13 protein-coding genes are annotated in these 18,729 nt (G+C 75.0%); 12 read left to right on the plus strand and 1 reads right to left on the minus strand.

Annotated elements, in window-relative coordinates; genetic code table 11:
* Positions 1–32: 32 nt before the first annotated feature.
* The gene (locus ACIBQ8_RS15305; RefSeq protein WP_397192210.1) at positions 33–2,474 is read left to right on the plus strand and encodes an ATP-binding protein; all 2,442 of its coding nucleotides are present in this window, start codon (positions 33–35) and stop codon (positions 2,472–2,474) included.
* 56 nt (positions 2,475–2,530) lie between these two features.
* Here ACIBQ8_RS15305 and ACIBQ8_RS15310 read toward each other — a convergent pair whose 3' ends face one another.
* Positions 2,531–5,902: an AfsR/SARP family transcriptional regulator gene (locus ACIBQ8_RS15310; protein WP_397192211.1), complete on the minus strand. Its 3,372-nt coding sequence runs from the start codon at positions 5,900–5,902 to the stop codon at positions 2,531–2,533.
* 212 nt (positions 5,903–6,114) lie between these two features.
* Here ACIBQ8_RS15310 and ACIBQ8_RS15315 point away from each other — a divergent pair, with 212 nt between their 5' ends.
* The 11 genes from ACIBQ8_RS15315 to ACIBQ8_RS15365 are packed head-to-tail and all read left to right on the plus strand — an operon-like array spanning position 6,115 to position 18,718.
* Positions 6,115–7,803 (plus strand): AMP-binding protein, encoded by a 1,689-nt coding sequence (locus tag ACIBQ8_RS15315; protein ID WP_397192212.1) that lies wholly within the window; start codon positions 6,115–6,117, stop codon positions 7,801–7,803.
* Positions 7,804–7,817: 14 nt separating this feature from the next.
* Complete coding sequence (locus ACIBQ8_RS15320) at positions 7,818–8,036, plus strand: phosphopantetheine-binding protein (RefSeq protein ID WP_397192213.1); 219 nt, start codon at positions 7,818–7,820, stop codon at positions 8,034–8,036.
* Entirely contained in the window at positions 8,033–9,361 is a 1,329-nt protein-coding gene (locus tag ACIBQ8_RS15325; protein ID WP_397192214.1) for a flavin monoamine oxidase family protein, read from the plus strand. Before ACIBQ8_RS15320 ends, ACIBQ8_RS15325 begins: the two co-directional genes overlap by 4 nt.
* A complete protein-coding gene (locus ACIBQ8_RS15330) occupies positions 9,354–11,051 on the plus strand; it encodes a class I adenylate-forming enzyme family protein (RefSeq protein WP_397192215.1) in 1,698 nt (565 codons plus the stop codon). The genes ACIBQ8_RS15325 and ACIBQ8_RS15330 overlap by 8 nt, the downstream gene beginning before the upstream one ends.
* On the plus strand, positions 11,048–12,571 hold the full coding sequence (locus ACIBQ8_RS15335) for a KamA family radical SAM protein (protein ID WP_397192216.1): 1,524 nt from the start codon (positions 11,048–11,050) through the stop codon (positions 12,569–12,571). The genes ACIBQ8_RS15330 and ACIBQ8_RS15335 overlap by 4 nt, the downstream gene beginning before the upstream one ends.
* Positions 12,568–13,626, plus strand: coding sequence for a RimK family alpha-L-glutamate ligase (locus ACIBQ8_RS15340; protein ID WP_397192217.1), 1,059 nt, complete (start codon positions 12,568–12,570; stop codon positions 13,624–13,626). The genes ACIBQ8_RS15335 and ACIBQ8_RS15340 overlap by 4 nt, the downstream gene beginning before the upstream one ends.
* 5 nt (positions 13,627–13,631) lie before the next feature.
* Positions 13,632–14,861: a phenylacetate--CoA ligase family protein gene (locus ACIBQ8_RS15345; protein WP_397192218.1), complete on the plus strand. Its 1,230-nt coding sequence runs from the start codon at positions 13,632–13,634 to the stop codon at positions 14,859–14,861.
* Between the two features lie 2 nt (positions 14,862–14,863).
* Complete coding sequence (locus ACIBQ8_RS15350; RefSeq protein WP_397192219.1) at positions 14,864–16,120, plus strand: MFS transporter; 1,257 nt, start codon at positions 14,864–14,866, stop codon at positions 16,118–16,120.
* Positions 16,117–16,968 (plus strand): SDR family NAD(P)-dependent oxidoreductase, encoded by an 852-nt coding sequence (locus ACIBQ8_RS15355; RefSeq protein ID WP_397192220.1) that lies wholly within the window; start codon positions 16,117–16,119, stop codon positions 16,966–16,968. The genes ACIBQ8_RS15350 and ACIBQ8_RS15355 overlap by 4 nt, the downstream gene beginning before the upstream one ends.
* Complete coding sequence (paaI, locus tag ACIBQ8_RS15360; protein ID WP_397192221.1) at positions 16,965–17,399, plus strand: hydroxyphenylacetyl-CoA thioesterase PaaI; 435 nt, start codon at positions 16,965–16,967, stop codon at positions 17,397–17,399. The genes ACIBQ8_RS15355 and paaI overlap by 4 nt, the downstream gene beginning before the upstream one ends.
* The gene (locus ACIBQ8_RS15365) at positions 17,396–18,718 is read left to right on the plus strand and encodes an MFS transporter (protein ID WP_397192222.1); all 1,323 of its coding nucleotides are present in this window, start codon (positions 17,396–17,398) and stop codon (positions 18,716–18,718) included. Before paaI ends, ACIBQ8_RS15365 begins: the two co-directional genes overlap by 4 nt.
* Positions 18,719–18,729: the final 11 nt, after the last annotated feature.

The raw sequence follows: 18,729 nt of genomic DNA on the forward strand, positions 1-18,729 counted from the left end.
TGGGGTCCAGACACATGAGGATCATGGTGACGTTGCTCAGACACAACCTTCCCGCCGAGCCCGACAGGTTCATCGGCCGGGAACGGGACCTGGAGGAGCTGTGCGGGCTGGTCGGTGAGGTCAGGCTGCTGACGCTCAGCGGCGTCGGAGGCACCGGCAAGACCCGGTGCGCGCTGCAGATCGCCTCCCGGCTGGTCCCGTCCTTCCCCGACGGGGTCTGGCTGGCCGAGCTGTCCCGGCTGACCCGGGCCGACCTGCTGGTCCACGAGATCACCAAGGTGCTGGGCGTGCACGAGGAGGGCGTGCGGCCGCTGCTGGACACGCTGGTCGACTTCCTGCGCGGCAAGAAGCCGCTGCTCGTCCTGGACAACTGCGAGCACCTGGTCGAGGCGTGCGCCGAGCTGGCCGAACGGCTGCTGACCTCCTGCGAGGACCTGCGGCTGCTGGTGACCAGCCGGGAGCCGCTGAAGATCCCCGGCGAGCTGGTGTGGCGGGTGCCGCCGCTGGCGCTGCCCGGCCCGGCCGAGGCGGCCGAGGAGGTCGAACGCGTCGAGTCCGTGCAGCTCTTCCTCGACCGGGCGCGGTCGGCCGGGTCGGGGCTCGCGGTCACCGGCGCCAACGCCGGCGACATCGCCCGGCTCTGCCACGCCCTCGACGGACTGCCGCTGGCCCTGGAGCTGGCCGCGGCCAGGACCGCCGCGATGTCGCCCGGCCAGATCTCGGCCCGGGTCAACGACCGGTTCCGGCTGCTGACGGCCAGCGGCCGTACCGCGCCGGCCCGGCAGCGCACCCTGCTGGCCACCCTCGAATGGAGCCACGACCTGCTCTCCCCGCAGGAGCAGGTGCTGTTCCGGCGGCTCGCGGTGTTCAGCGGGCCGTTCACCCTCGACCTGGCCGAGTCCGTCTGCGCGGGGCCGAGCCTGGCCGCCGCCCAGGTTCTCGACGTGCTCAGCGGCCTGGTCGACAAGTCGCTCGTGCTGTTCGACCAGGGCAGCTCGTGCTACCGGCTGCTGGAGTCGGCCCGCCAGTTCGCCGCCGGGAAGCTGGAGTCGGCCGGCGAGACCCGGCGGCAGCGCGACCGGCTGCTGCACGGCCTGGCCGACCTCGCCCACCACCACGGCCGCGATGTGTGGGCCACGCCCGGCCTGACCTGGCCCGAGCGCTACGCCCGGCTGCTCGCGCTCCAGGACCTGCTGGGCAACGCCCGCGAGGCCCTGTCCTGGGCCGTCGAGTCCGGCCTGGCCGAGCCCGGTCTGCGGCTCGCGTGCGGCTACATGCCGCTGTGGGTCGGGTTCGGCGAGCTGACCGAGGGCCGCCGCTGGTACGAGAGCCTGCTCGCGCTGCCCGCCGCCCGCCCGCTCGGCGACCTGTCCGCCGAGGCCCTGCTCCACCACGCCAACCTGGCCTACGAGCAGCAGGACGCCGCCGCCTGCGGCGAGTCGGCCGCCCGCGCCCTGGCGCTGCGCCGCGCGACCGGCGGCGACGACTTCATGCTGGCCTTCACCCTGGTGATCGCCGGCATGTACGAAGGCACCAAAGGCGACGTCGCGCTGGCAGCCGAGCGCGGCGAGGAGGCCCTGGAGCTGGCCCTGCGCGTCGGCAACGGCCTGATCGAGGCGTCGGCGCGGCTGCTGCTGTCCGGGGCGGCCGCCTTCCAGGGCCTCCGGCGCGAGTCGCTGACCAGGGGCGAGGAGGCCATCGAGATCTACTCCCGGTTCGGCCATCTGTGGGGGGTCACCCGGGCCCACCTGGAGCTGGGCCGCTTCGCCGACTTCCTCGGCGACCTCGACAGCGCCCGCCGCCACCTGGAGGAGTGCGCCGAGCTGGCCGAGGAGATGGCGGCCAAGCCCGTCCTCGCCACCAGTCTCGGCCTGCTCGGCGCGGTCCTGGCCCGCCAGGGCGAGGCGGAGCGGGCCAGGGCGCGGCTGGCCCGGTGCGTGACGCTGAGCCGGTCCATGGGGCAGCACCTGCCGATCATCTCCGCGCTGGTCGCGCTCGCCGTCCTGGCCGAGAAGCAGCACGACCTGGAGACCGCCGTGCGCCTCTGGGCCGCGGCCAAGGCCATGGAGGAGCGGCTCGGGCTGCCCGTCTGGACCTCCGCCACGCCCGAGCCGCTGCTCGCCCGCGCCCGCGCGGAGGCCGGCGAGGGTCAGGTCCAGCTCTGGTGGACGATGGGCGGCGGCATGACGGAGGAGGAGGCCCTGCGTTACGGCCTCCGGGGCGAGCGGCCGGCCCCGGGCGCGCCGCGGTGCGCGGCGGGCCCCGCGGCGGGCCCGGCGTCGGTGCTCACGCCGCGCGAGCGGGAGATCGTCGTGCTGATCAGCCGGGGGCTGTCCAACCGGGCCATCGGCGAGGAGCTGTTCATCAGCCCCGCCACCGCCGCCCGGCACGTCGCCAACATCCTGCTCAAGCTCAACTTCGGCTCGCGCACGCAGGTCGCCGCCTGGGCCGCGGAGCACGGCGTCCTCCACTGATCCCGCCGAGGCTGATCGCGGCGAGGCTGATCGCGGCGAGGCTGCGGCGGGGGCGGTCATCGGCCCGCGGCCACCTCGGCGGGCCGGGCCGGCGGCGGGTCCAGGACCGCCGTGAACAGGTCGCCGGCCCGTTCCCTGAACCGTTCGGCGGCCGGCTCGTCGCCGGTGTGGCGGTGGGCGCGGCCCAGCGTCACCAGGGCCCGCGCCTCGCCCAGCTTGTAGCCGCTGCCGGCGTGGACGCGGGCCGCGCGGGCGGCGTAGGAGATGGCCAGGCCCGGGTCGCCGGCCGCCAGCGCCGCCTCCGCGCCCGCCGCCAGCGCCGCGCCCTGCACCAGCACCGCGCCCGCCTTCCTGGCCAGCGCCAGCCCCGCCAGCGTGTCGCGCATGGCGGCCACGTGCTCGTCCAGGCGGGTACGCGCCACCGCCAGCCCCACGAGCGCGTCCGCCTGGCCCACGGCGGCGCCGATGCCGCGGGCCCGCTCCAGCGCGGCGCTCAACTGCCCGACGGCGGCCCCCGGGTCGGTCTGGCAGCGGATCCGGCCGAGCCCGAGCAGGGCGTCCAGCTCCAGCTTGGGATCGCCGACCGCCAGCGCCCGCCGCAGCGCCTCCTCGGCGCAGGCGAGCGCGTCGGCCCGCCGGCCCGCGTCCAGGTGCACGTCGGCCAGCTCCCTGCACAGGTCGGCCTGGTACCGTTCGCCGATCGCGGCGCCGAGCCCGCGCGCCGCCGTCAGGCACCGGACGGCCTCGCCCAGCCGGCCGGTCAGCCGCAGCACGTTGCCGAGGCTGGCCAGCGCGGCGGCCTCGGTCGCCGGCAGCCCGCGGTCGCGGCAGAGCGACACCGCCTCGCTCAGGCGTTCCTCGGCGTCGTCGAGCCGGCCCATCTGGGTCAGCGCCAGCCCGAGGTCGACGAGCGGCCCTGCCCCCACCCGCGAGGAGCGCCGCGAGCCGTCCACGGCCAGGGTCAGCAGCCGCCGGGCCGCGCCGAGCCTGCCCTGCTGGAGGTGGACCACGCCGAGCGCGGCCAGCGCCGCCAGCTTCCCTTCGGGCCAGCCCGCCAGCTCGGCGGCCGTGAACGCCCCGCGCAGCTCCGCGACCGCCTCGGTCAGCTCGGCGGCCCGCCACCGGGTGGCGGCCAGGCAGTGCCCGACGGCCGCCTGACCCAGGTGGTCCCCGGCCGCGCGGGCGGCCCGCCGCGCGTCCCGCAGCAGGTCCGTCCAGCCGGGCTGGCCGCCGGTCAGGTCGAGGTAGCCGTTCATGGCGTCGATGAGCCGCCAGGCGTACGGGTGGCCGGGGGCGTTCCGTACGGCGGCGACGAGGTTGGCGCGCTCGGCGTCCAGCCAGGCCAGCGCGGCGGCGGCGCCGGGAAAGGCGGACGGGCGGCCGGGGCCGTCGGCGGGGGCGCGCAGCAGGTGGGGGTAGGCGACGTCGCCGGCCTCCCGGACCATCCGCAGGTACCAGGCCATCAGCGCGTCCAGGGCGCGGGCCCGTCCGGGCGCGCTCTCCTCGGCCAGCACGCGTTCGCGGGCGTACTCCCGCATCAGGTCGTGGAAGGTGTACCGGCCCGGCTCCGGCTCCTCGACCAGGTGCGCGGCGGCGAGCCCGGACAGCAGCCGGTCGGCCTCGGCGGGCACGGTCCCGGCCAGCGCGCCGGCCGCCCCCGCGGTGAACGTGGGCCCGGGGACGAGCGCGAGCAGCCGGAACAGCCGCCGCGCCGCCGGATCCAGGCGGTGATAGGACAGGTCGAACGCGCCGCGCACGCCCGCGTGCGGATCTCCGGTGACCGCCAGGGCCGATAATCGGGTGCCGGTGAGCCGGCGCACCTGACCGGCGATGTCGCCGACGGCGTCACCGCCCGCCCGGCCGAGGATGCCCGCGGCGGCGATGCGCAGCGCCAGCGGCAGCCGGCCGCACGCCCTGGCCAGGTCGAGCGCCGCGTCCCGCTCGGCGGCCAGCCGTTCGCCGCCGAGGATCCCGCCGAACAGCGTGACCGCCTCGCCGGTGGACAACACGCCGAGCGGGACGGGGATCGCGCCGTCCCGGGCGACCAGGCCGTCCAGGCGGTCCCTGCTGGTGATCACGGTGGCGCAACGCCGTCCGCCCGGCAGCAGCGGGCGGACCTGCTCCTCGCTGCCCGCGTTGTCCAGCACCACCAGCACCCGCCGGTCGGCCAGCAGGCTGCGGTAGGCCGCGCTGGCCTCCTCCACCGTGCCGGGCACGCGCTCGGCGGGCAGGCCCAGCGCGCGCAGGAACCTGCCGAGCGCCTCGATCGGCAGCAGCGGACGCTCGGCCGAGTGCCCGCGCAGGTCCACGTAGAGCTGGCCGTCGGGGAAGCGGTGGCGGTTGCGGTGGGCCCAGTGCAGGGCCAGGGCCGTCTTGCCGGACCCGCCCGCGCCGGTCAGCACCGAGATCGCCGTCCCACCGGCGTCCGTCCCACCGGCGTCCGGGTCGCCGGCAGCCGGGCCTGCGGCGGCCGGGTCGCCGCCGCCTGTGAGCCTGTCACCGCCCGTCGCGGCCGGGGCGCCGTCGGTCGTGGCCGGGTCGCCGGGCGTCGCGAGGAGGTCGAGGAGCCGGAGCTGGGCCGTACGGCCGGTGAACTGGCCTGGGCCGGGCGGCAGTTGCGCGGGCGGCACCGTTTCCCGGGAATCGGCCCGCCTGATCGGCGGAACGTTCCCGCGCAGGATGCGCTGATGCAGTTGCCGCAGCTCGGGGCCGGGATCGAGGCCCAGCTCCTCGGTGAGGCGACGGCGGGTGCGCTCGTACCGCTCCAGCGCGTCCACCCGACGCCCGGCCCGGCACAGCGCCAGCATGAGCAGGCCGACCAGCCCCTCGCGGAACGGGTGCTCGGCGACCAGCGCGATCAGCTCCGGGACCAGCACGGCCGCGCGGCCCGCCCGGACCTCGGCGTCCAGGCACTCCTCGACGGCTCCGAGGCGTTCCTCGGCGAGCGCGTCGCGCAGCCGGTCCAGCAGCTCGCCGCCGGAGACGCCGGTCAGCGGCTCGCCGCGCCACAGGGTCAGGGCGCGGCGCAGCCCGGTGGCCTGCCGCTCGGCCGTCTCCCCGGCGCGCGCCCGGGTGACCGCCGCGCGGAACTCGTGCACGTCCACCTGCCCGGGGTCCAGCCCGAGCTGGTAGCCGCGCGGGCGGTAGGCGATGGTGACGCCGGCCGCGGCCAGCAGGGGACGCAGCCGGGAGACGTACCCCTGCACCAGGTTGCGCGCTCCGGCCGGAGGCCGTTCGCCCCACAGGCCCTCGATCAGCCGGTTCACCGAGACGAGCCGGCCCGCGTCCAGCGCGAGCAGGGCCAGCGCCGCCCGCTGCCGGGGCGGCCCGAGCGGGATCTCCTGGCGCCCCCGCCATGCGCGCACCGCCCCCAGGAGCCCGATCTTCAGTACGTCCGCCAGACCCGCCCGTGCTGTTTCGTCTGACATATCGCATTTCCCCTTTGCCACGTCGCAGGCCGCCATACAGGAGACATGACAGGCAGTACAGCCGAAATCCTGACGCCATCAAGCCCCCGTGCAGCGCCCTGCTGCACTCTGAACGCGATCTCGCTTGGGTTCGCTCCACATTCGCTTGACACGGGCTGACAGACGCGCCGACGCGCGGCCGGCCCGTCGCGTCACCCGGGGAAGAGGCAGCGTTGTCCGAACCGCACCACGACGTTCTCCATGAGTTCGCCCGCACGGCCGGGCTCCATCCGGGCCGTCCGGCCCTGGTCCACGACGGTCGCACCGTCACCTACGCCGAGCTGGCCGCCTGGGTCCGCGCCGTCGCCCGGCGGCTCGGGCCCGATCCCGGGGCGGTGGGCGTGCCGGCGTCCCGCACGCCGGGGACGGTGGCCGCGCTGCTCGGCACGCTGGCGGCCGGGGGCGCGTACGTGCCCGTCGACCCGGCGCACCCGCGGGCCCGCCGGCAGACGATGCTGGCGGCGGCCGGCTGCCGCACGCTGGTCGCCTCCGGGCCGGACGCATGGGCCCCGGACGGCGTTCGCGTGATCGAGCCACCCGATCACAGCGCCCCTGACAGCAGCTCCGACGGCTCCTTCGACGGCGGTCCCCCCGGCCTCTTCGACGGCGGCTCCGACGGTTTCCTCGACGGCGGCTCCGACGGTTTCCTCGACGGCGGCCCGGTGGGGGAGCTGTCGGTCGTCGCGGGGGATGCGCCCGCGTACGTCCTGTTCACCTCCGGTTCGACCGGCGCGCCCAAGCCCGTGGTGACGCCCAGGCGGGCGATCTCCGTCGTGACCGGGGCGCTGCGCGAGCTGTTCGGCATCACCCCGGCCGACCGGGTGCTCCAGTTCGCCTCGCTGAACTGGGACACCTGCCTGGAGGAGATCCTGCCCGCCCTGACCGGCGGGGCGGCGCTGGTCTTCCACGACGGCGTGCACTCGGGCTCGTTCCGCCGGATGTTGCGCGCGGTCGCCGAGGAGCGGATCAGCGTGCTGGACCTGCCCACGGCGTTCTGGCACGAGCTGGTACGGCACCTGGCCGACGAAGGGGCCGCTCTGCCTTCGTGCGTCCGGCTGGTGATCATCGGCGGCGAGGCCGTCAGCCCGTCGCGCCTGGCGGACTGGCGGGCCCTGGACACCGGCGGCGTCCGCCTGCTCAACACCTACGGGTGCACGGAGACCACGCTCATCACCCACGCGATCGACCTGCACGGCCCGCTGGCCGACGAGCTCGCGGCGGAGCGCCCGCCGACGGACCCGCCCGGGGCGACGGTGGGGGAGCGGGTGCCGATCGGGTGGGCGCTTGCGCACGTCGAGCAGCGGGTGAGTGCGGAGGGCGAGTTGCTGGTCGGCGGGCCGGCCCTGGCGCTGGGCTACCTGGGCCTGCCGGAGGCGACCGCCGCGCGCTTCGTCACCCCCGAGGCGGGCGGCGGGCGCTTCTTCCGAACCGGGGACCGGGTCACCGTGGTGGGCGGCGGGGCGCTCGTCCACGAGGGACGGCTCGACCACGAGCTCAAGATCAGGGGCATCCGGGTGGACCCGGCCGAGGTCGAGGCGCACATCGCCGGCCATCCGGGAGTGAGCGCGGTGGCGGTGGCGGGCGTCACGGTCGCCGAACACACCACCCTCGCCGCATACGTCGTCCCCCGCCCGAACCCCGGCCAGGACGCCGAGTACCGGAAACCCGGTCGGGACGCCGAACACCCGCAGCCCCGCCGGGGCGTCGAGGGCGGGCTGGCCGACGACGTCCGGGAGTACCTGCGGGAGCGGGTGCCGGGTCACCTGGTGCCCGGCCGGATCACCGTCGTGCCCGAACTGGCCTACACCACCAGCGGAAAGGTCGACCGCGCCGGTTCGCACCGGCGCTACACCACCAACTGAAGGAGATCATGCACGTGGACGTCACCGCCGTCTCAGACATCTTCCGGCGGGTACTGGAAAACCCCGAAATAACGGATGATTCCGATTTCTTCGTCTTGGGTGGGGATTCGCTGCTCGCCACCCGCGTCCTCAGCGCGATCGCCCGCGACTGCGGCGCCGAGCTGGACTTCGACGACTTCCTCGACGCCTCCACCCCGGCCGCGCTGGCCAAGAAGATCGCGAGCCTGGCATGAGGGTCGTCGTCGTGGGAGCGGGTCTCGCGGGGCTCACCGCCGCCGCCGACCTGGCCGCGTCCGGCGCCGAGGTCACCGTGATCGAGGCCAGGGACCGGGTCGGCGGGCGTACGCACGGCATCGAGGTCGCCCCCGGCGGCTGGGCCGACGCGGGCGCGGCGTACCTGGGGGAGCGGCACACCGCGCTGACGGCCCTGCTGGCCGACCTGGACCTGAAGACCACCCCGGCCCCCGTGGCCGGGGCGGCCAGGTTCGCGCTCGGCGGCGAGCCCGTCACCCGGCAGTTCCCGCCCCTGTCGGCGGTCGCGCTGGGCGGCCTGTTCGACGCGCTGGAGGAGCTGGCCGCCGCCGTCCGTCCCGACGCCCCCTGGCTGACGCCGGACGCCGCCCGCCTGGACGCCACCACCGCGGCGGACTGGGCCGCCGAGCACCTGACGCACCCCGACGCGCGGCTGTTCTTCCCGCTGTTCGCCGGCGAGATGATGGCCGCCGACCCGGCGGACGTGTCCGTCCTGCACCTGGCCTTCTACCTGCGCTCGGGCGGCGGCCTGCGCTACCTGAACGCCTTCGCGGGCGGCGCGCAGGAGGACCGGATCGACGGCGGCGCCCACCAGGTGTCCCTGCGCCTGGCCGCCCGGCTCGGCGACCGGGTGCGCCTCGGCGAGCCGGTGCGCGCGGTCCACCAGGACGCCTCCGGCGTGGACGTCGTCACCGCGACCGGCGCCACCAGGGCGGACGCGGTGGTGGTCGCCGTGCCGCCGGTGCGGGCCGACGCCGTGGAGTTCCGGCCGGGCCTGCCCGCGCCGCGCTCGGGCCCCCGTACGGCGCCCGGCTGCGCGGTGAAGGTGCACCTGGTCTACCCCGCGCCGCTCTGGCGCGAGCAGGGCCTTTCGGGCTGGTCGGTCAGCGCGGACGGCCCCCTGCTGTCCACCGTGGACGACTCGCCCGCGGGCGGCTCGGCGGGCGTGCTGACCGGGTTCGTGACCGGCGCGCAGGCCAAGGCGTTCGCCGCGCTGCCCCCGCGCGAGCAGGCCGAGCGGGCGCGCGCCCAGGTCGCGCGGCTGTTCCCCGGGCTGCCCGCCCCGGACGCCTGCCACGTGACCGACTGGCTGAGCGAGGAGCACAGCCGGGGCTGCTACGCGGCGCTGTTCGGGCCGGGCGACTGGCTGCGGCTCGGCCCGCGGCTGACGACCCCCCACCAGCGGGTGCACTGGGCCGGCACCGAGACGAGCACCGAGTTCTTCGGCCTGATGGAAGGCGCCATCCGCTCAGGACACCGGGTGGCCGCGGAGATCGACGCGACGTGGAGGCACATCCATGACTGACCCGACCCCGATCGCCCCCCTGGCCGTACGGCAGGGCTTCATGACCGAGCCCGGCCTCGGCGCGGGCAACTTCCTCGACCACGCGCTCGCGGCCAACCCCAACCGGTCGGTGCCCTTCGTCTTCAGCCACCACGCCGACCACCGCGGCCAGGTCGTGTTACGCGGCCACAGCCTGACCGACCTCGCGGCCCTGCGCGACCGGTACGCCACCTGGTACCACGCCAACGGCGTGCGGCCCGGCGAGCCCGTGGGCGTCGTCGTCGCCGAGGGACTGGAGCCGCTGCTGCACTTCCTGGCGCTCACCGCGCTCGGCGCGATCCCGGCGATGGTCAACGACGCCATGCGGGCCGACGTCATGGCCGGCTATCTGGAGCACGTCGGCGTGGTGGGCGTGGTCGCCGACGACACGACCCGGCTGCAGCTCGCCTACCGCAACACGCCGCGGGCGCGGCCCCGGTTCGTCGCCCTGGCGGCCGAGGTGCGGGCCCACGACGCGGCGTCGGCCGGGCTGCCGGAGCAGTACCCGTACCGGCACGAGCCGGACGACGTGGTGGCGCTCATCCACTCCTCCGGCACCACCGGCACCCCCAAGTCCACCATCCTCGGACATCGCAGCTTCTGGGACGGCAAACAGCTCCGGATGGTGCGTTTCCCGGCGGAGCCGTACGACCGGCTGATGTCGCTCATGCCGCACACGCACGCGGGCGGGCTCAGCTACTTCCTCACCGCGGTGCTGCTCGGGCTGCCGACCGTGATCATGTCGGACTGGCGGCGGGCCGGGGTGGAGCCGGTCATGGAGGCGTTCCAGCCGACCATGGTGGCCTCGTTCCCGCGCACGTTCGTCGAGCTGGCCACCGGCGAGCTGCCGGTCAGGGGCGCGGCCCGGGTGCACTCCTGGTTCAACACCGGCGACAGCGCCCACTACGGCCACATCCGGCGGCTCGTCCAGCTCGGCGAGCGGCCCGCGGGGCTGATCAGGTCGTGGCTGCTGCCGCAAGGCGAGGCCGCCGGCGAGCCGCTGCCCGGCTCCCAGTTCGTGGACGGGCTCGGCTCCTCGGAGATGGGCATGGCGTTGTTCGGCCAGGTCACCTCGCCCGAGACGCCGCGCGCCGACCGCTGCGTGGGCAAGCCCCAGGACGCGGTGATCAAGGCCGCCGTGCTCGACGAGAACGGCCGGGAGCTGCCCGACGGCGAGGTCGGCCTGCTGGGCGTGATCACCCCGTCGCGCACCCCCGGCTACTGGAACGACGCCAGGCTGACCGGCAGCTTCGAGCTCAACGGCTTCTGGCTCACCGGCGACGTCGCCCGCCGGGACGCCGAGGGCAACTTCTACCACCTCGACCGCACCGTGGACGTGATCGACACCGCGACCGGGCCGGTCTACAGCCTGCCCGTCGAGGAGGTCCTCATCGCCGACTGCGCGGACCTCGTTCAGGACTGCTCGGTCGTCGGCGTGCCGGGGCCCGAGGGGCAGGTGCCGATCGCCGTCGTACGGACGCAGGCCGAGGCCGCCGCGGTCACCGCCGACGAGATCAGGGAGAAGGCCAACAAGGCGCTGGCCGACGCGGGCCTGGCCACGCTGGCCGCGGTGATCCTGGCGCGTACCGAGCAGGACTACCCGCTCGGCCCCACAGGCAAGGTGCTCAAGCGCGAGCTCCGCACCCGGCACGCGGCGCTGTTCGCCGGATGAGCCCGAACGACGACACGCCCCGCCACCCCGCCGACGGCACGTCCCACCAGCCCACCGACGGCACGTCCCGCCGGCCCGCCGACGGCACCGGGAGCGCCCGGCCCGCCGTCGCGGGGCCCGGGACCGCCCAGCCCGGGACCGCCCAGCCCGTCACCGCCGGGTCCGGGACCGCCGCCGAGCGGCCCTACGTGTACGCGCGGCGGGCGCTCGCCGAGCCCGACTGGCGGCGGCTGCCGGGGTGGCGCGGGGTCACCGAGGCGCAGTGGCGCGACGCCCAATGGCAGCGCGCCCACTGCGTGCGCAACCCGGCTCAGCTCCGCGCCGTCACCGGCGACCTGCTCCAGGACGCCTTCCTCGCCGACCTGGCCGCCGACGCGGCCCGCTTCGCCACCATGTCCATGCTGGTCACGCCCCAGCTCCTCAACGTCATGGCGCCGGACGAGGCCGGCGATCCGGCCGCGTTCACGGTGGCGTTCCTGGCCAATCCCGTCCGCCGCTACCTGGTGCCGGTCGCCTCCGACCGGCACCCGGTCTGGCCGAGCCATCCGCGGGCCGAGCGGGACTCGCTGCACGAGGCCGAGATGTGGGCGGTGGAGGGTCTGACCCACCGCTACCCGACGAAGGTGCTGGCCGAGCTGCTGGCCACGTGCCCGCAGTACTGCGGCCACTGCACCCGGATGGACCTGGTCGGCACCTCCACCCCGCAGGTCGTCAAGGCCAGGCTCACGCTGCGGCCGGTGGACCGGCAGGAGCTGATGCTGGACTACCTCAAGCGCACGCCCGCCGTCCGCGACGTGGTGGTCTCCGGCGGCGACCTGGCGAACATGCCGTGGCCGCGGCTGGAGGCGTTCCTGCTGCGGCTGCTGGAGCTGGAGTCCGTACGCGACATCCGGCTGGCCACCAAGGCGCTGGTCGGGCTGCCGCAGCACTGGCTCCAGCCGGCCGTCGTCGAGGGCGTGGGCCGGGTGGCCGCCGTCGCGCGGGCCCGCGGGGTGAACCTGGCCGTGCACACCCACGCCAACCACGCCCGCTCGGTGACGCCGCTGGTCGCCGAGGCGGCCGGGGCCCTGCTCGCGGCCGGCGTGCGGGACGTGCGCAATCAGGGCGTGCTCATGCGCGGCGTGAACGCCACCCCGCACGACCTGCTCGACCTGTGCTTCGCCCTGCACGGCGAGGCCGGGATCCTGCCCTACTACTTCTACGTCTGCGACCTGATCCCCAACGCCGAGCACTGGCGCACCCCGCTGCACCAGGCGCGGCACCTCCAGGAGGCCATCATGGGCCACCTGCCCGGCTACGCCACGCCCCGGATCGTGTGCGACGTGCCCTACGTCGGCAAGCGCTGGGTGCACCAGGCCGCCGCCTACGACCGGGAACGCGGCGTCTCGTACTGGACCAGGAGCCACGGGATCGGGCTGGAGCCGCCCGGCCCGGAACGCCGCTTCCCCTTCTACGACCCGATCGACACCCTGCCCGAGCCAGGCCGCCGCTGGTGGGCGAGCCAGAAGGGAGAGTCATGAGCTCGTTGCGCCGTATGTGCTGGATCTTCCCCGATCGGGAGTCCACCCGGGCCACCGCGATGTGGCACCCGTTCTTCTGGGACCTGTACGAAGAGGTCGCCGCCGAGCTCGGCCTGCGCTGGACCAGGAACTCCCCGGACTCGGTCACCGTGGACGCCCTGGAGCCCGGCCGCCCCCGCGTCTTCGTGGACGACGAGCCCGTCACCCCCGAGGACACGCTCTTCATCACCGCCCTGTACTCCCTGCCCTACCAGTCCATGGACGTCTTCAACCAGTACGCCCTCTACGCCGTGCTGGAGGAGGCCGGCTTCTACCTGCCGTTCCCGCCGTCCCTGTCGCCCGTGGCCAACGACAAGCTGGCCACCGTCCTGCGGCTGCGCGACTCGCCCGTGCCGCCGATCCCGACCCTGCGCATCGGCACCGGCCGGGACACCAGCAAGCACCTGTACGAGGCCGCCATCGCCGGTCTCACCTACCCGGCCCTGGTCAAGCCGTCCGGCTGGTGCGGCGGCGGCGGGGTGAACCTGGCCCGCGACTCCGAGGAGCTGCGCGGGCTGGCCAGCCTCGCCCAGGGCGGCGACACCACGCTCGTCGTCCAGCCCTACCTGGGCGACGGCACGGTGGACTACCGCGTCTACGTCGTGGACGGCGAGCCGATCGCGGTCATGAAGCGCATCCCGGAGCCGGGCTCGCCGGTCGCCAACGCCAGCAGGGGCGGCACGATGGAGTTCCCGCCCGTCCCGCCCGAGCTGGCGGCGGCCACGGCGTACTTCTACGAGCGGCTGCCCATCCCGTTCTTCTGCGTCGACTTCCTGCACGACGGCGAGCGCTACTGGTTCTCCGAGCTGGAGCCCGACGGCGTGATCGCGCCCGACCTCGGCGACCCCGCCCGCACCCTCCAGCGCGACGTCACCCGCGCCCGCTGGACGGCCTACCGCGACGGCCACGCCCGCTTCCTCAAAGACCGCCTCCCGCAGAACCGCCTTCCGCAAGCCGGCCTTCCGCAAGCCGGCCTCCCGCAGAACCACCCTTCGCACGAACCCGAGAGCTGGTGACCCCCATGACCGAATCGTTCTCGCTGACGTCCGCGGCGGCCGAGCCGCTGCTGCACGTCCCGAGGCGCTCGCTGGAGCGGCTGAGGAGCGTGCCCGCGCTCGCGCCGCGCTACGAGGGCCACGAGAAGGTGCTCACGCTGGAGGACCTGGCCGCCCTGCCGCCGCTGGTCAAGGACGACCTCAACGTCGCGCTCGCACACCTGGAGCCCAAGGCCGGGCACGGCGCGACCTGGCTGTTCCAGAGCGGTGGCAGCACCGGCGCGCCCAAGGTCGGCTACGCTCCCACCGGCTTCTACATGGAGGGCGTGCACCGCCATTGGCAGCCCCTGGAACCGGACGACGTCTTCGTCAACGCCTGGGGCGCCGGCCGCATGTGGGGCGCCCACTTCCTGGCCGCCGCCTTCGCCGACCTGTCCGGCTGCCGGGTCATCGCCCTGGGCTCGGTCGGCAAGGAGGAGTACGGCGACTGGCTCGGCTTCTTCGCCGACCGCAAGGTGACCGCGTTCGGCGGCACGCCCAGCGTGCTGCGGCTGTGGTTCGCCCACGCCAGGGCGGCCGGCCTGCGCCTGCCCGCGCTGCGCAAGGTGCTCTGGCTGGGCGAGGCCTGGCATCCCCAGCTCGACGAGGACCTGGCCGAGGTCGCCCCGGACGCCCGCCGCTGGGGCATGTTCGGCAGCACCGAGACCTGGGTCGCCGCCACCAACACCCCGGACTGCCCGGCCGACGTCTTCCACCCGCTGCCCGACCAGCTCGTGCACATCGACGCCGACGAGCTGCTGGACTTCACCACGCTCAACCCCGACATGCTCAACCCGGTGCTGCGTTACCGCACCGGCGACGCCGGCCGCCTGGTCTCCTGCCCCTGCGGCCGGGACGGCAGGGCGCTGCGCATCCTGGGCCGCCGGGACTCGGTCGTCCAGGTGCGCGGCCTCGGCCTGCACGTGGACGACGTCGTCGCCCAGGCCGAGCGCGAGCCCGGCGTGCTGCGCGCCCAGGTCCTGATCACCGAGCGGCAGGGCCGGGTCTCCGGCGTGGACGTGCTGCTGCTGACCGGCCCCGACACCCCGCCCGACCTGCCCGAACGGCTGCGCCACGACCTCCTGGCCGCCACCTTCACCCTCAGCACGGCCTTCCAGCACGACCCCGGCTCCTTCCGCGTCCGCGCGGTGGACGCGCTGATCGGCAACGACCGCACCGGCAAGACCTCCTCCTTCGTCGTGCGGGAGGAGCAGTGAGGATGCCGGGGTCGCTCGGCAGGGAGTTCGGCCTCTACTGGAGCGGCCAGACGGTGAGCCTGCTCGGCGACCGGATCACCGTGTTCGTCGTGCCGACGCTGATGATCTTCGTGTTGCACGCCTCCGCGCTGGAGGTCGGCATCGTGGCCATGGCCCAGTACCTGGGCATCCCGCTGCTCGGGCCGATCGCCGGGGTGCTCGTGGACCGGTGGGACAAGCGGCTGACCATGGTCGTGTGCGACCTCGTCCGGCTGGTGGCGGTGGGGGTCATCCCGGTCGCGTACTGGTGCGGGGTGCTCTCGACGCCGGTGCTGTTCGTGTGCGTGGCGCTGATCAGCGGCGCGACCATCTTCTTCAACATCGGCTACCTCGTCGCCGTGCCCACGACCGTGCCGCAGGACCGGCTGGTGCGGGCGTACTCGCGGCTGGAGGGCAGCAGCACGGTGTCGGAGGTGGCCGGGCCGTCGATCGCGGCGGGCCTGTACCACCTGCTCGGCGTCGCCTCGCTGCTCGTGGACGCGGCCAGCTACCTGGTCTCGGCGGCGTGCCTGCGGGCCATGAAGCCGTGGGGCGTCACGACCGGGGAGCGGGTGCCGGTGCGCTCGCGGCTGATGCTCGGCTTCCGGCTGAACTGGGCCGACCCGGTGCTGCGCCGGGTGGTGCTGGCCGCGGTGGTGCTCAACTCGGGCGGGCCGGTCTTCGTCACGGTCCTGCCGGTGCTGGCCTACCAGGGGCTCGGCGTCTCGGTGGGGGTGTTCGGGGCGGCGATGTCGGCGGCGGCCGTCGGCGCGGTGCTCGGCGCGCTGGCCGCCCCGAAGATCAGCGACCGGCTCGGGCTCGGCCGGACCATGGCCTGGGCGCTGCTGCTGCACTGCCTGGTCGGCCTCGGCGTGCTGGCCGCGCCCGCGCTGCCCGCCGCGCCGGTGATCGGCGTGACGTTCGGCTGCTACGGCTTCTTCATGTCGTGCATCAACGTGTGCAGCGCGCCGATCCGGCAGTCGCGGATGGCCGCCGAGAACCAGGGCGTCATGCACGCCGCGTTCCGCACGGCGACCTGGGGGGTGATCCCGCTGGCCGCGCTCGCGGGCGGGTCGGCGGTCACGCTGCTGACGCCCGCGCTGGGCGTGCTCGGCGCGGCGCAGGCGGTCATGGCCGGCGGCACGCTGCTGGCCGCCTTCTCGTTCCTGCCCGCCTCGGGGATCCAGGCCCGCATGGACCGGGCCGAGCCGCGGGCGCACCTGGCGGGGAGCGCGTCATGACGACCGTGCTGATCACCGGGACGTCGTCGGGCATCGGGCTGGCCACGGCGGTGACCGCCGCGCGGGCCGGCATGACGGTGGTGGCCACCATGCGCGACCCCGCCCGGGACGGCGACCTGCGCGCGGCGGCCGACCGGGCCGGCGTCACCCTGGACGTCCGCCCGCTCGACGTCACCGACCCCGCCTCGGCGCGGGCGTGCGTGAAGGGCGTGCGCGAGACGTACGGAGGGCTGGACGCGCTGGTCAACAACGCGGGCGTGTCGAACTTCGACCCCACGATGGAGATGTCCACGCCGGAGGCGCTGCGCGCCAACTTCGAGGTCAACTTCTTCGGCGTGATCGAGGTCAGCCGGGTGGCGATGCCGCTGCTGCGGGCCGCCGGAGGCCGGCTGGTGACGGTCGGCAGCGTGCACGGCGTCGTGGGCCAGCCGTTCAACGAGGCGTACGCGGCGGCCAAGGCGGCGGTCGAGGGGTTCATGGAGAGCCTGGCGCCGGTCGCGGCGGCGCACGGCGTACGGGTGAGCGTGGTGGTGCCCGGCTTCGTCTCCGACACCCGGTTCGGGATTTTTCCGGACATCAACCGGAAGACCATCCGGGCCGCCTCCGGCCCGTACGCCCCGGCCTTCGACGCCTACCTCGACTGGGTGTGCGGCCCCGGCTGGGAGGGCGCCGGCCAGACCTCCTGGCAGGTGGCCGACGTGATCGTGGACGCGCTGACCGCCGCCGACCCGCCCTTCCGCATCCCGACCGGCCCCTGGGTGGCGCAGTACGTGGCCGGCAAGCTGGCCGACCCCGACGGCTCGGCCGTCCAGTCCATGGCCAGGACCTGGCTGGGAGCCACCCCATGACCGGCCCCGCGATCGAGCCCGCGACCGGCCCCGCGACCGGTCCCGACCCGGCCTGCCGGGCGCTCGGCATCGCGCTGGAGGAGGCCGCCGGCGGCCGGGCCCGGCTGCGCATGCGCGTCACCGAGGACATGGTGAACGGGCACGGCGTCGCCCACGGCGGCTACCTGTTCCTGCTCGCCGACGCCGCCTTCGACCACGCCTGCAACAGCCGCGGCCCGGTCATGCTGGCCCACAGCGCCCAGGTGACGTTCCTGCGCCCGGCCGCGGCGGGCGACGTGCTGGTGGCCGAGGCCACGGAACGGGCCAGGCACGGCAGGCACGGCGTCTACGACGTCACCGTGCGCCGCCCGGCGGGCGAGATCGTCGCCGAGTTCCGCGGCCACGGCGTCGTGGTCGCCGGCCGTCCCACCAGCGAAGGGAAGACCTCATGAGCGGGCAGAAACGGCGGACCGGACGCTGGATCGAGCACTGGGAACCCGAGGACGCGGGGTTCTGGGCGGCCGTCGGACGCCGCGTCGCCACCAGGAACCTGATCTTCTCCATCTTCGTCGAGCATCTCGGCTTCGCGGTGTGGCTGCTGTGGAGCGCCGTCGTCGTCCTGCTGCCGAAGGCGGGCTTCCCGTTCACCGTGGACCAGCTCTTCTGGCTGGTCGCGGTGCCGAACCTGGTCGGCAGCACGCTGCGGCTGCCCTACACCTTCGCCGTCTCGGCCTTCGGCGGGCGCAACTGGAACGTGGCCAGCGCCCTGCTGCTCCTGGCGCCGACGGGGCTGCTGGCCTGGCTGGTCACCGATCCGGCCAGACCCTACTGGATGTTCCTGGCCGCCGCGGCCACGGCCGGGCTCGGCGGCGGCAACTTCGCCTCCTCCATGGCCAACGTCTCCTACTTCTACCCGGAGCGGCGCAAGGGGTTCGCGCTGGGCGTGAACGCGGCCGGCGGGAACCTGGGCGTGGCGGTCGTGCAACTGCTGATCCCGCTGGTGGCGGCGGGCGGCCTGGCGTACGCCGGGCTGGTGTGGATGCCGCTCGTCGTGGCCGCCGCGCTGTGCGCGTACCTGTTCATGGACAACCTGGCCGTCGCCAGGACCGGCTTCGGCACCCAGGGCAGGGCGTTCCTGCGTCCGCACACCTGGGTGATGTCCTTCCTGTACATCGGCACCTTCGGCTCGTTCATCGGCTACTCGGCGGCGTTCCCGCTGGTCGCCCAGTCGGCGTTCGCCCAGTCCGCCTCGCCGTACCTGGCCTTCCTCGGGCCGCTGGCCGGGTCGCTGGCGCGGCCGGTCGGCGGCTGGCTGGCCGACCGGCACGGCGGGGCCAGGGTCACCTCGTGGTCGTTCGTCGCCATGGCCGCCGGGGCCGTGGCCGCGCTGGCCGCGCTCGGACGGCACAGCTTCCCGCTCTTCCTGGGCGCGTTCCTGCTGCTGTTCGTCGCCTCGGGGGCGGGGAACGGGTCCACGTACCGGATGATCCCGGCCATCTTCACCGCGCAGGCCGGGCACGGGTCGCCGGACGTGCGGCTGCGGGCCAGGCGCGAGGCCGCGGCGGCCATCGGCATCGCCTCCGCGGTCGGCGCGTTCGGCGGGTTCCTCATCCCCAGGGGCTTCGCCGTCTCGCTGGCCGGGTCGGGTTCCGTCGCGCCCGCCCTCCAGGTGTTCATCGGCGCCTACGCCGTCTTCCTGGCCACCAACTGGTGGTTCTACCGCCGCCGGGTGCTGGCGCGGGTCCCCAGTCTCGCAAGCAGCCGGATCTGAGCATCGACGAC

The organism is Nonomuraea sp. NPDC049646 (assembly GCF_044465525.1).
In the GTDB taxonomy this organism is placed as follows: domain Bacteria; phylum Actinomycetota; class Actinomycetes; order Streptosporangiales; family Streptosporangiaceae; genus Nonomuraea.

Excerpts from the sequence above, each read along its gene's own strand:
- ACIBQ8_RS15310 (WP_397192211.1), bottom strand. The coding sequence starts at position 5,902 with ATGTCAGACGAAACAGCACGGGCGGGTCTGGCGGACGTACTGAAGATC.
- ACIBQ8_RS15325 (WP_397192214.1), top strand. The coding sequence starts at position 8,033 with ATGAGGGTCGTCGTCGTGGGAGCGGGTCTCGCGGGGCTCACCGCCGCC.
- ACIBQ8_RS15330 (WP_397192215.1), top strand. The coding sequence starts at position 9,354 with ATGACTGACCCGACCCCGATCGCCCCCCTGGCCGTACGGCAGGGCTTC.
- ACIBQ8_RS15335 (WP_397192216.1), top strand. The coding sequence starts at position 11,048 with ATGAGCCCGAACGACGACACGCCCCGCCACCCCGCCGACGGCACGTCC.
- ACIBQ8_RS15340 (WP_397192217.1), top strand. The coding sequence starts at position 12,568 with ATGAGCTCGTTGCGCCGTATGTGCTGGATCTTCCCCGATCGGGAGTCC.
- ACIBQ8_RS15345 (WP_397192218.1), top strand. The coding sequence starts at position 13,632 with ATGACCGAATCGTTCTCGCTGACGTCCGCGGCGGCCGAGCCGCTGCTG.
- ACIBQ8_RS15350 (WP_397192219.1), top strand. The coding sequence starts at position 14,864 with ATGCCGGGGTCGCTCGGCAGGGAGTTCGGCCTCTACTGGAGCGGCCAG.
- ACIBQ8_RS15355 (WP_397192220.1), top strand. The coding sequence starts at position 16,117 with ATGACGACCGTGCTGATCACCGGGACGTCGTCGGGCATCGGGCTGGCC.
- paaI (WP_397192221.1), top strand. The coding sequence starts at position 16,965 with ATGACCGGCCCCGCGATCGAGCCCGCGACCGGCCCCGCGACCGGTCCC.
- ACIBQ8_RS15365 (WP_397192222.1), top strand. The coding sequence starts at position 17,396 with ATGAGCGGGCAGAAACGGCGGACCGGACGCTGGATCGAGCACTGGGAA.